This is a genomic window from Acidovorax sp. SRB_24, assembly GCF_012931925.1.
The window spans coordinates 1-11765 of record NZ_MWOM01000097.1; the positions used below are offsets into that span (position 1 = coordinate 1).

Consider the following 11765-nt stretch of genomic DNA (forward strand, 5'->3'; position numbering starts at 1 on the left):
AAACCCGCCATGCGCCTCACTTCGCGTTTGAAGGAGCTAATTCGCTCCCCCGAGATCCTTGTCATGCCTGGAGCCTACGATCCCATCAGTGCCAAGCTCATAGAGCGGGCGGGCTTCGATTCGATCCAGTGCACTGGCTCTGGTATTTCGGCGGCGTATCTTGGCCGACCTGACTACAGCATGCTTTCCATGAACGACATGCTTTGCGCGACCAGGAATATCGTCGAGAACGTAGGGATTCCGGTCATGGCGGACGGCGACACTGGCTTCGGGAATGCGGTCAATACGTACTACACCGTGCAAGCGTTCGAGCGCGCAGGTGCGGCGGGCATCAACATCGAAGATCAGGTGTCTCCGAAGCGATGCGGTCACTTGGAAGGCAAGCAGATCATCGGCTTCGACGAGGCGGTGACAAAGATACGGGCCGCCTGCGACGCAAGGAATGACCGCGACTTCGTCATCAACGCTCGCACTGACGCACTCGCCGTAGCCGGCATGGACGAGGTAGTACGGCGCGGCAACGCGTTCCTGGAGGTCGGTGCGACCATGGTGATGGTCGAGGGCGTCAGTTCGACGGAAGAAATCGAGGCGGTGGTGAAGGGGATCAACGGACCAGTGGGCATCAACATCGTGGAAGGCGGCAAGACGAAGTTCGATTTGACCTTCTCCGACTTGCAGGCGCTCGGCGTGGCGCGCGTGAGCCTCCCAGGCACGCTCGTACGAGCGGCGCTCTTCGCGATGCAAGAGGCTTTGTCGCGAATCAAGCGCGACGGAAGCGTGCGAGGTCTGAGCGACATGATCCTGCCCTTCGCACTGGGTATCCCGGCGATCATGGGCATGAAGGAAGTGAGCGAGCTCGAGAAGCGCTATTCGGGTGGCGAAGGCTGACGGCAGCCTAAAACCAGAATGACAATCCGCACTACTCTCGGCAGGCCGTGCGGAATTAGTGGCCAGAGCGCTCGCGTGCTCAGGCTTAACCGATTGGTAGAGCCAGGTAGTCGGCTGCAGGAAAACTGGTGGCCGCCGCCTTGGGCCTCTAAGCGCGGGAAAGCAGAGCGTCACCAGCGCCACTGGAGCTTCTTTCTTAATTATGAAGGTCCGATGTATGAGGACTCTGACGGAGTGCTGAGTTGGCTGTGCTACTAGTGCGAAAGCCATCGCTGGCAATAACCAGAGTGGTGCGTTCGAAAAGCAGCCTGAAGCAAGGCCATGACGTCCATGCTGCGTGGAACCGGGAGCCGAGAGCAGCAGTTCATGGTCACGCGTCAAGTTGTCGCTCTGAATGCGCTTTTGGATCGGCCTTGTTGAGCCCGTCCTAGTCCGCCTTCACTGGGGGCGGTTCAATGTATCCACGCTGCTCCAGCAAGGGGTAGATGCCACCGGCCTTTACCAAGTCCATCAGTTTGGCGGGCATGGGCCGGCCCTGCAGTTCAGCGCCGGTGTCAAGGTTGCGCACGGTGGAGCGTTCGAAGTCGATCTCCGCGTGCTGACCTTCGTCGAAGGCACCATGCACATCGGGGCACTCCATTGCAGGGAACGCGAAGTTGACGCAGTTGCGGAAAAACAGCCCGTTGACCGAGTGCGCAACCAGGCAGGCGAGTCCCGCATTCTTGAGCGACCGCGCCGCCGGGCGGCTGGAACCCATACCGAAGTTGCGGCTGCCCAGCAAGATGTCGCCGGGTTGCACCTCATCGATCCAGCCCGGCCGGTTTGCCTGGAATACGAAGCGCACCTGCTCTTCGGCCGACAGGTGGAAACACGTCGACGGCATGATGAGATCGGTGTTGATGTTGTCCGGGAACTTCCAGACGCGCGCAATGAATTTCATGACGCCTCCTTATTCGAGGAACTCGCGAGGATCCGCGATAGTTCCGCGGATCGCACTGGCTGCCACCGTCGCGGGCGAACCCATGTAGATGCGCGCACTTGAGTCACCCATGCGGCCCTTGAAGTTGCGCGTGCTCGCGGTGATGCACGTTTCGTTCGGTCCAAGCACGCCCAGGTGACCGCCGCCGCAGGCACCACAGGTCGACGGCGTGACGATGGCACCGGCATCGCTCAGCGCAGCTAACGTTCCGTCGCGCAACGCTTCGCGATAGATCTGCTGCGAACCGGGCGTGACGATGAGCCGCACGCTGGGTGCAATGCGTCGGCCTTGCAGCACGCGAGCGGCGATCTGCAGGTCCTCCAGCGTGCCGTTGGCGCAAGAGCCGATGAAGGCCTGGTCGATGCGTATGCCGGCCGCTTCGCTCACGGGACGCGAGTTGTCTACTACCGTATCGGGAAACGCCACGAGGGGTTGCAGGGCGCCGAGGTCCACCTTGCGCACGTCCAGGTAGTTCGCGTCGGCGTCGGGGCTCACCGGCTCAAAAGGCTCGGCGGTGCGGGAGCGTACGTAGTCGAGCAGCATATCGTCTGGATCACACACCGCGAACTCGGCTGACAGCTCGGCCGACATCGTCGTGAGCGTCTTGCGAGCCGCCAGCGACAGCGAGGCCAGGCCGGGGCCGCCGTACTCGACGTTCTGGTTCGCGTGGTCGCCGTACTGCCCCGCGATCTGCAGGAAAGCGTCCTTGGCCGTCACCGCGGGCGACAGCCTCCCGTGCAGCTCGTACCGGATGGTCTCGCCGACGCGAAACCAAGTCTCGCCCATGATGGCCGAGTACATCACGTCGGGTTCGCCAACGCCGCGCGCCAAGCAGTTAAGTACGCCGGCCGAGCAGGTGTGCGAGTCGCTGCACACCAGGACCGTGCCAGGCAAGCCGTAGGCTTTGTCAAACACCACTTGGTGTGAAATGCCCTGATCGAATCCGACATCATGCACTCGTTCGATGCCAAAGCGCTCAACGAATTTTCTGCCGTTGCGGTGGGCGATCGCCGCATGCACCGTTGGCGCCGGCACGCGGTGATCAAACACCACCACCACCTTGCGCGGATCGTGCAGCTTGCGGATCTCGCGCCAGCGGCTTGGGTTGAAGCTGTTGTCGATCATGACGACCGTGTCCACCTCCACCGTCACCAGGTCGCCCGGAGAGACCTTCCTTTGCTTCGTCTTGCGAGCGAAGATCTTCTCGACTGTGGTCATGCCCATTGCGAGGTCCTCTTCATTAATTACCGAGCCGCGTAGCGACGTTCCAATTCGTCGAGGAACGCCATGCCCATAAGGTCGTTAATCTCGTCAAACGAGGCCGAAAGGTCGGGTCGATCTACCACCCTGTTGTTCTGCACCACATCGGCCATGAAGACCTCCATGGCATTGGTCATGCCCTTTAGCGCGGCTGCGGAAAGCAGGCGCGGATACGTGACTTGCGCCACTCCCGCGTCCTTGAGCGTGCCGGGCGACACCAAGGGTGTCGTCTGCCGCTGTCGAATCCCCAGGCCCATGTTGACGCTCAGCGGTTTGAGCACACTGCGAGCCACCTTCCGGATGTCCTCTAGCGAATGCAGCGCGTCGGCGAACAAGCAGTCGGCACCCGCCTCGGCGTACCGATTCAGCCGGTCTATTGCTTCCTCAATCCCCAGCGGCTCCGCGGCGTCGGTGCGCGCCTTGATGACGAAGCTCGAGTCGCGCCGCGCGTCCACCGCAGCCTTGATCTTGTCCACCATTTCCGCCGTCCCAATCACAGCCTTACCGGCCATGTGGCCGCAGCGCTTGGGCCAGACCTGGTCCTCTATCATGACGGCCGCCATGCCGGCCTTCTCGAACGCCTGGACGACGAAGTACACGTTGAGCGCGTTGCCATAGCCAGTATCGGCGTCTGCTTGCAGCAGCAGATCCGTGCAGTCGGCGATGCGCCGCGCATTGGCCAGGTTGTCCTCCAGTCCCATCAGGCCGCGGTCGGGCCAGCCCAGACGGCTTTCCGACGTCCCGGCTCCGGAGATGCTGGCGGTCTTGAACCCCATCTTCTCGACCAAGCGGGCGGAGAAGCCGTCATACACTCCCGGCGTAACGAGGATTTCGGGTGCTGCAATCAGCGCTTTAAGCGCGGAACCGCGCGATTGAGAAGGCATGTGTTGCTCCAAAAGAATATATCTGTCGCGCGCGCCAGCCGCAGTCCGTCCGACCGTAAGTCCGGCGTTGCCCCGTGGGGAGCGCCGCACGCGCCACGCGGGTCACTGTTTGTCGAGGCCGGCGGCGCGGATTACTTTGCCCCATTTGTCAATTTCCAATTTCATGTGCTTGCTCAGCTGCTGCGGCGTGCCGCCTACGAGCTCGATTCCTTCGCCCGCGAACTGATCTTTGGTCTCCCTCTCCGCCAGCATGGCAGAGACCTCGACGTTGATGCGCTGGACTATGGCTGGCGGCGTCTTGGCCGGCGCGACCAACGCGTACCAGGTGGACGACTTGTACCCCGTGATGCCCGACTCCTCCATCGTTGGCACGTCGGGGTAGCTGGCCGCGCGCTGATCGCCGGTGACGGCGATCAGCTTGACCTTCTTCGAATTCGCCAGTGTGTGCGCCGAGGCGAGACTCGCGAAGGTGAGCGTCACTTGACCGCCGATTACGTCGGTAGCCGCTTGCGAGACGCCCTTATAGGGTACATGGAGCATGCGAACGCCGCTCAACTGGCTGAACAGCTCACCGGAGAGGTGCCCGCCGGTGCCGCGGCCGGCTGACGAGTACGAAAACCTGTCCGGCTCCCTACGCGCCGTTTGCACCAGGTCTTTCACCGTGCCAGCCGGCAAGCCACTGGCGACGATTAGCGCAAGGTCTTGCTGGGCGACCAGGATCACGGGCGCGAAGTCCCTCATCGGGTCGTAGCGCAGTTTCTCCAGGGCCACGTTGGTGGCCAGGCTCGACACCGTCCCCATCATCAGCGTGTAGCCATCCGGCGCGGCGGTGGCCGCAGCCTCCGCGGCAATCGTGCCCCCTGCGCCAGCACGGTTGTCGATTACCACCGGCTGCCCCAACTTCTCCTGCAGGCGCTTGCCGATCGCGCGCGAGAGCTTGTCCACGCTCCCGCCTGGGGCGGATGGCACGATCAAGCGGATTGGCTTGACGGGATAGGCGGTTTGGGCGGAGGCCCCGGCGGTAGCTCCGGCAGCGATAGCCATCGCGAGGCCTGCAAGCATGCGGTTGATTGATGGTCTCATAAATATGGCCAATTCATAGCAAGTTGTACTATTGCATGGAAAAGTACGACTCGTCAAGCTCGGTTTTGGGTTGTTCAAACCATGCCGAGCGCGTTGCTACTCGCCTCGAGCAGCTCATAGAGGCCCCGGATGACCCTCTCGCCCGAGCGTTCCACATTCAGTGCTCAATGAACTTGAGCACTGAATGTGCGTGGGCTCGGGGCCGCTCGGCGAACAACTGGCACCGTGATGCCCCGTCGAAGTGAGGCCCGTACAATTGCATGCAGCCGTCAACTGATCAAGCACCATGGGAAGAATCCGCACCACGCTCGACAAACCGACTCGCACCCAAGCCGTCACCGAGGCCATCCGTCGCCTGATAGTGGACGGCGACCTCGCGCCGGGCTCACGACTCCAGGGGCAGATGCTGGCGGACCGCCTCGCGGTATCGCGCACGCCAGTGCACGAATCGCTAAAGGCCTTGGCCGACGAGGGCCTCGTCTGCTACGAGCCGCACTGCGGCTTCACGGTACGCAGCCTAGACGCGAGCGAAGTCGAACATGCCTTCGACACGCGCATGGTGCTCGAGGGCCATGCTGCGCGGACTGTGGCGGTCAAGGGCCTGGACGACGCGACCGTGGGGCTGGTCGAGCGAAACTTCGCACGCTGCGAGGAGGTGCTGCACGGCAACAAGTGGAACGACGAGCTGCAGGACGAGTGGTTCCGCCTCAACTGGCAGTTCCATGACGCCATCCTGGCGCGTGCGGCCAACCCTTTCCTCACGCGCACGGTAGTGCAGTTGCGACACATCCCTCGCATTTATGACCAGACGCACCGCGTGCACGACCGCGCCGAGCTCGCGAAGCTCTACCGCCGCGAACAGAGTCAGAAGGCGCTGGCACATCACAAGGCGGTATTTGAGGCCCTTCTCAATCGCCAGCCCGAGCGCGCGGAGTTCCTGCTGCGCGACCACATCTTTATTAATCGCGATGAGATGATCGGTAACTTCACGACTACCCGTCGCTAGTTTTGGGCGACGAGCCCTACTAGCGTTGCCCATGCGCTGCAGCCTCGAAGCCCCCACGTGCCTGCACCTGCCGAGGGATCCTCTTTTGTCTACGCCCAGCCATTCCGGTAACACAGACTGCTTTTGCGCAAGTGGCGGGGGTCCGCTGCGATAGCTGACGTGAGAGGCGGACAGTCGGTTGGGGTTGCCCACGACTCGCTGATCTTGACCCCTACCCGGACACGTTCTAGTCGCCATGTAGCGCCGGTTGGTCCAGGGCAACTTGGCGCGCGTGCGGCTCGGTGCCGCCTGAACTCCCTGGGGGATCGCATCTTCAACGACGAGTGCGGATGCACCTCGTTAAAGAGAGTTCGAAGGCTGCCGGTAGCTGCGCCATTACCGTGTGGGCGTCGGTCAGGTCCATGCGAGTGACGTAGTCACGTTTGAACGTGTTGACGAAGCTCTCGGCCATTCCGTTGCTTTGCGGGCTGCACACGGGCGTGTTGATCGGCCGCAGACCCAGTTGGCGAGCTACGCCGCGGGTATCCGCTGCGATGTAGGCACCCCCGTTGTCGCTGAGGAACTCCAGCTCGTGGTCGGCAGGGATGGCTTCTACAGTGCCGAAGCGCCGCTCGACCGCCTCGATCAGCATCACGCGTACTGGTTCGCCGGGCAGGCCCTTGCCCTTAGAAAACCACTGGTCCGAGGACCAAGTCACCGCCGCTCAATTGCGTTCAAAGCAAGCGGTGCGCTTCGACACGCACGGCGGCATCGCTGTCTTGGCGTGGAGGACCCTCTGTCAACATTCTGCAGCACCCGGCGCCCCTCACCCGACGCGCAAGCGGATCGCACAACAACCGTCGTCGCGGAGAAAAGCCCGAGCGGGCTTACCCACGGGGCGCCGGCTTGGCGCGCAAGAGGTCGGCTACACCATTAGATCGTGGGTAATGCGGCCCGCACTCAGCGTGTTGATGGCTGAGTGCGGCAGTTCCATAAGGACACGGCTGCGTTCCGGGGATACATAGGCCGTGAGATGCTCCACGGGACGTTGCCCCTCGTCGTAAATGACACGTGTTATCCGAAGCAGCGGCGAACCGACATCGGTGGTCAGGAGCCCCGCCATGTTCGGGTCGGCCGCCACCGCGGTGACCTCCTGCACCACGCGGGCGAACGTAATGCCCTCTGCCAGCAAAATCTCGAACAAGGGCCGCTTCCTCAGCTCGGATCGGGTCACGTGCTTGCCAAGATACTCCGGCACCCAGGCATCCGTCAGCACCAACGGTACGTTGTTGGCCGAGCGCAGCCGCACCGCATGGACGGCCTGCGCACCCGCGTCGAGGCGTAGCTGAAGGGCGATGGCGCCCGGCGCGCGCTGCGTCTCGACGATCAGGACCTTGGCGACCGTGTCACGCGAGGTTTTAGTGAGAGCGTCCAGGAAGCTCAGACTGGTTCCGAGCCGCTTGTCTGCCTTGGGCTCGCAGACGAAGGTGCCGCGGCCTTGCTGCTTCTTCACGAGCCCGAGCTGCTCGAGATCGCTAACCGCCCGCCGGACCGTGATGCGCGATACGCCAAACATTTCGCAGAGCTCGTCTTCCTTGGGTATGAGAGTTCCGGGGAGGTACATGCCACGCGTGATCTGGTCGCGCAGGACCAGGAACAACTGGCGGTGCAGCAGGGTGCCGGGGTTACGGGACAAAGGAACAGGTTGGGCACTGCTTTTCATAAGGGGGCGGAATCGATTCCTGCCGATTCTAGCCTTCAGCGAAGTTTCTGTTGACGTTCTTACATCATATACATATAATGTAAGAAAGAAGGACAGACCTTGACCACCACCACCACCACCCTGCGAGATTTGCTCGCCCAACGCCCCCTTATAGTGGCGCCCGGCGCTTACGACGCGATCTCCAGTCGCGCAATAGAGACTGCCGGATTCCCGGCGGTCTACATGACCGGCTCGGGCACCGCTGCCTCGCGCGGTTTCCCAGACTTCGGCCTGCTCACTATGTCAGAGATGGTGGAGAACGCTGGCGTCATTGCTCGCTCCGTTGCGCTGCCTGTGATCGCCGACGCAGACACCGGCTATGGCAACGAACTGAACGTCACGCGCACCGTGCGGGAATACGAATCGCGCGGCGTCGCCGCCATCCACATCGAGGACCAGGTATCGCCTAAACGCTGCGGCCACCTCGATGGCAAGGACATCGTGCCCCGCGCTGAATTTATTAGCAAGATCAGTGCGGCGGTGCAGGCTCGACGTGATCTCAATTTCGTAATCATCGCCCGCACGGACGCCCTCGCAGTTGTCGGCATGGACGAGGCGATTGCGCGCGCCAATGAGGCGCTAGCAGCCGGCGCCGATGTCGCCTTCGTCGAGGCCGCCCGGTCGACCGAGGAACTGGCGCGCATCCCTCGTCTGGTCAAGGGCCCGTGCCTGCTGAACATGGTAATGGGCGGCAAAACGCCGGTGGTGAGCCTGAAAGATGCCGAAGCCATGGGCTACAAGATCGCCATACAGCCAGGCATTCTGTTCCGTGCCGCAATCGCAGTCTTCGACGCGGTGCTCGACGACCTGAACAAGAGCGGTGTGCCGAAGCCGGTCCCGAATGCAGGCGCGTTCCGCGACGGTTTCGACCGCTTCAGTGGCCTGGAGTGGGAAGCGATCCGCGCCCGCGGTGCCGCGAATCAAAGAGGCGGGTTGTGAGCGCACGGACCCTGTTTGAGAAGATCTGGTCGCGCCACGAGATCATCCGGCGCGAGGATGGTGCCAGCCTTCTGTACGTCACCCGCCACTATCTGCACGACGGATCCCACAACGCCTTCAGGCTGCTGCATGGACGCGGGTTGAATATACGGCGCCCTGATCGAACTGTCGCAGTGCCAGACCACTATGTCGGCACTGATTCCGGTCGGGGCGGCGTGAACACGCACCGCGAACACGCCAACCTGGTGGCGACTTTGTCGGAGAACGCCGGCCGCGCCGGTGTCCCAGTGTTCGGCCTAGACGACCGGAGACAGGGCATCGTCCATGTGGTGGGGCCGGAGCAGGGCTTATCACTTCCCGGCTCTGTCATCGTCTGCGGCGACAGCCATACGTCCACACACGGCGCGTTGGGCGCGCTCGCGTTTGGCATCGGCTCTTCGGAAGCAGCGCACGTGATGGCAACGCAGGCCCTCTGGCAGAAGAGGCCTGAAACCATGCGGGTGCGATTCGAGGGGAAGCTTGGCCCGGGCGTGTGCGCTAAGGACCTTGTGTTGGCCCTGATCGCCCAGATCGGCGCCAACGGCGCAACCGGCCACGTAATCGAGTATGGAGGCCCAGCCATTCGGGCTCTGTCGATGGAGGGTCGTCTCACCGTCTGTAACATGTCGATCGAGGCGGGTGCTCGCGCTGGAATGGTGGCCCCAGACGAGGTGACCTACGCCTATCTCCGCGATAAGCCGTACGCGCCCAGCGGAGCGGCGTGGGACGCCGCGCTGGTCAGGTGGCGGTCGCTGGCCACCGACGAAGGCGCCACTTTCAACCGCGAACTAGTGATCGACGCCAGCGCAATCGAGCCGATGGTGAGCTGGGGCACAAGCCCGGAAGACGCAATGCCCATCACTGCGTGCGTGCCCGATCCCGCCACCGCTGCGTCCGCGCAGCAGCGGCAGGACAAGACACGCGCGCTGGAGTATATGGGGCTGCGGCCGGGTGAGCCCCTGGCTGGTATCAAAGTGGACCGCGTCTTTATCGGCTCTTGCACGAACAGCCGAATTGAGGACCTGCGAGCCGCCGCGCACGTGCTGCGCGGCCGGCGGGTCGTGGTGTCCACCTGGGTCGTACCTGGCTCTCGTCTGGTCAAGTCGCAGGCGGAAGCCGAGGGACTCGATCGCGTGTTCCTCGAGGCGAACGCGCAGTGGCGCGAGCCCGGTTGCTCTCTCTGCCCCGCAATGAACGGCGACATAGGCGAGCCAGGCCAACGTATCGTGTCCACGTCCAACCGCAACTTCGTTGGTCGGCAGGGACCGTCGGTTCGCACTCACCTGGCCGGCCCTGCAATGGCCGCCGCTGCCGCAGTCACCGGCCGACTGGTCGATGTCCGTACCCTAATCGCCTGAGATAGCCATTGAACAAGATCGAAATCATTTGCGGCATCGCCGCGCCCCTTGCACAGCCCAACGTCGACACCGACCAGCTCATGCCCGGGCGTTTCCTATCCCGCCCGCGGGGCGAGGGATTCGCTGAGCAGCTGTTCCACGACCTGCGCTTTCGGCCGGATGGTTCGAAGAACCCTTACTTCATACTGAATCAGGAACCGTTCGCGCGCTCAACCATCCTGTTGGGCGGCCTGAACTTCGGCTGTGGCTCCTCACGCGAGAGCGCCGCGTGGGCGCTGGTTGACTACGGCTTCGCCTGCGTCATCGCCTCGAGTTTCGCCGACATCTTTCAATCAAACTGCGACAAAAACTCGTTGTTGGCGGTGCTCCTTCCCGACAACGTGTTGCAGGAGCTGGCAGCTCTGGTGCACAGAAATCCGGATTTTCAGCTTGAAGTCGACCTGCGCTCGGAGCGCGTGCGCGGCCCCGAGGGTTTTGAGGCAACGTTCCACATGGACCCGTTTCGGCGCCAGTTGCTGCTTGAAGGGGTAGACGAATTCGACTACACGCGCTCGAAGCTGCGCGAGATCGAAGCCTTCGAAGCGGATTACGTTGGCCGTTAGCCCACACCAGCAGGAAGTCGACCGACGCTGGTCCCCATTAGCCCCCATTAAAAACCCGCCATGCGCCTCACTTCGCGTTTGAAGGAGCTAATTCGCTCCCCCGAGATCCTTGTCATGCCTGGAGCCTACGATCCCATCAGTGCCAAGCTCATAGAGCGGGCGGGCTTCGATTCGATCCAGTGCACTGGCTCTGGTATTTCGGCGGCGTATCTTGGCCGACCTGACTACAGCATGCTTTCCATGAACGACATGCTTTGCGCGACCAGGAATATCGTCGAGAACGTAGGGATTCCGGTCATGGCGGACGGCGACACTGGCTTCGGGAATGCGGTCAATACGTACTACACCGTGCAAGCGTTCGAGCGCGCAGGTGCGGCGGGCATCAACATCGAAGATCAGGTGTCTCCGAAGCGATGCGGTCACTTGGAAGGCAAGCAGATCATCGGCTTCGACGAGGCGGTGACAAAGATACGGGCCGCCTGCGACGCAAGGAATGACCGCGACTTCGTCATCAACGCTCGCACTGACGCACTCGCCGTAGCCGGCATGGACGAGGTAGTACGGCGCGGCAACGCGTTCCTGGAGGTCGGTGCGACCATGGTGATGGTCGAGGGCGTCAGTTCGACGGAAGAAATCGAGGCGGTGGTGAAGGGGATCAACGGACCAGTGGGCATCAACATCGTGGAAGGCGGCAAGACGAAGTTCGATTTGACCTTCTCCGACTTGCAGGCGCTCGGCGTGGCGCGCGTGAGCCTCCCAGGCACGCTCGTACGAGCGGCGCTCTTCGCGATGCAAGAGGCTTTGTCGCGAATCAAGCGCGACGGAAGCGTGCGAGGTCTGAGCGACATGATCCTGCCCTTCGCACTGGGTATCCCGGCGATCATGGGCATGAAGGAAGTGAGCGAGCTCGAGAAGCGCTATTCGGGTGGCGAAGGCTGACGGCAGCCTAAAACCAGAATGACAATCCGCACTACTCTCGGCAGGCC

General features: G+C 62.5%; 11 protein-coding genes and 1 pseudogene. 6 read left to right on the plus strand and 6 right to left on the minus strand.

The genetic code is table 11. The annotated features are described in order from the left end of the window. A partial coding sequence (locus B2J89_RS19790) for an oxaloacetate decarboxylase (RefSeq protein ID WP_205763767.1) occupies nucleotides 1-888 on the plus strand: 888 nt, incomplete at its 5' end. A 427-nt stretch (nucleotides 889-1315) separates the two neighbouring features. Here the strand turns inward: B2J89_RS19790 and B2J89_RS19795 are convergent. From B2J89_RS19795 to B2J89_RS19810, 4 genes are all read right to left on the minus strand, one after another. Continuing rightward, the gene (locus B2J89_RS19795; RefSeq protein WP_169170599.1) at nucleotides 1316-1828 is read right to left on the minus strand and encodes a 3-isopropylmalate dehydratase; all 513 of its coding nucleotides are present in this window, start codon (nucleotides 1826-1828) and stop codon (nucleotides 1316-1318) included. 9 nt (nucleotides 1829-1837) lie between these two features. Continuing rightward, the gene (locus tag B2J89_RS19800; RefSeq protein ID WP_169170600.1) at nucleotides 1838-3091 is read right to left on the minus strand and encodes an aconitase/3-isopropylmalate dehydratase large subunit family protein; all 1254 of its coding nucleotides are present in this window, start codon (nucleotides 3089-3091) and stop codon (nucleotides 1838-1840) included. Between the two features lie 20 nt (nucleotides 3092-3111). Beyond that, nucleotides 3112-4011, minus strand: a complete 900-nt coding sequence (locus tag B2J89_RS19805; RefSeq protein ID WP_169170601.1) for an oxaloacetate decarboxylase — start codon at nucleotides 4009-4011, stop codon at nucleotides 3112-3114. A gap of 102 nt (nucleotides 4012-4113) precedes the next feature. Further along, nucleotides 4114-4956, minus strand: a complete 843-nt coding sequence (locus B2J89_RS19810; protein ID WP_169170602.1) for a tripartite tricarboxylate transporter substrate-binding protein — start codon at nucleotides 4954-4956, stop codon at nucleotides 4114-4116. Between the two features lie 424 nt (nucleotides 4957-5380). Here B2J89_RS19810 and B2J89_RS19815 point away from each other — a divergent pair, with 424 nt between their 5' ends. Continuing rightward, the gene (locus B2J89_RS19815; RefSeq protein ID WP_169170603.1) at nucleotides 5381-6100 is read left to right on the plus strand and encodes a GntR family transcriptional regulator; all 720 of its coding nucleotides are present in this window, start codon (nucleotides 5381-5383) and stop codon (nucleotides 6098-6100) included. A 266-nt stretch (nucleotides 6101-6366) separates the two neighbouring features. Here the strand turns inward: B2J89_RS19815 and B2J89_RS19820 are convergent. Both B2J89_RS19820 and B2J89_RS19825 read right to left on the minus strand, forming a co-directional pair. Continuing rightward, nucleotides 6367-6767, minus strand: a pseudogene (locus B2J89_RS19820) (integrase core domain-containing protein); the annotation flags it as partial. A gap of 237 nt (nucleotides 6768-7004) precedes the next feature. Then, nucleotides 7005-7775: a GntR family transcriptional regulator gene (locus B2J89_RS19825; RefSeq protein WP_206043109.1), complete on the minus strand. Its 771-nt coding sequence runs from the start codon at nucleotides 7773-7775 to the stop codon at nucleotides 7005-7007. 126 nt (nucleotides 7776-7901) lie between these two features. Between B2J89_RS19825 and B2J89_RS19830 the strand changes: the two genes are divergently transcribed. The 4 genes from B2J89_RS19830 to B2J89_RS19845 are packed head-to-tail and all read left to right on the plus strand — an operon-like array spanning nucleotide 7902 to nucleotide 11718. Beyond that, nucleotides 7902-8780 carry an oxaloacetate decarboxylase gene (locus B2J89_RS19830; protein ID WP_169170605.1) on the plus strand — a complete coding sequence of 293 codons (879 nt, stop codon included), beginning with the start codon at nucleotides 7902-7904 and terminating at the stop codon, nucleotides 8778-8780. Further along, the gene (leuC, locus tag B2J89_RS19835) at nucleotides 8777-10177 is read left to right on the plus strand and encodes a 3-isopropylmalate dehydratase large subunit (protein WP_169170606.1); all 1401 of its coding nucleotides are present in this window, start codon (nucleotides 8777-8779) and stop codon (nucleotides 10175-10177) included. The genes B2J89_RS19830 and leuC overlap by 4 nt, the downstream gene beginning before the upstream one ends. Nucleotides 10178-10185: 8 nt before the next feature. Continuing rightward, on the plus strand, nucleotides 10186-10779 hold the full coding sequence (leuD, locus tag B2J89_RS19840) for a 3-isopropylmalate dehydratase small subunit (RefSeq protein WP_169170607.1): 594 nt from the start codon (nucleotides 10186-10188) through the stop codon (nucleotides 10777-10779). A 60-nt stretch (nucleotides 10780-10839) separates the two neighbouring features. Continuing rightward, entirely contained in the window at nucleotides 10840-11718 is an 879-nt protein-coding gene (locus B2J89_RS19845) for an oxaloacetate decarboxylase (RefSeq protein WP_169168856.1), read from the plus strand. Nucleotides 11719-11765 lie beyond the last annotated feature (47 nt).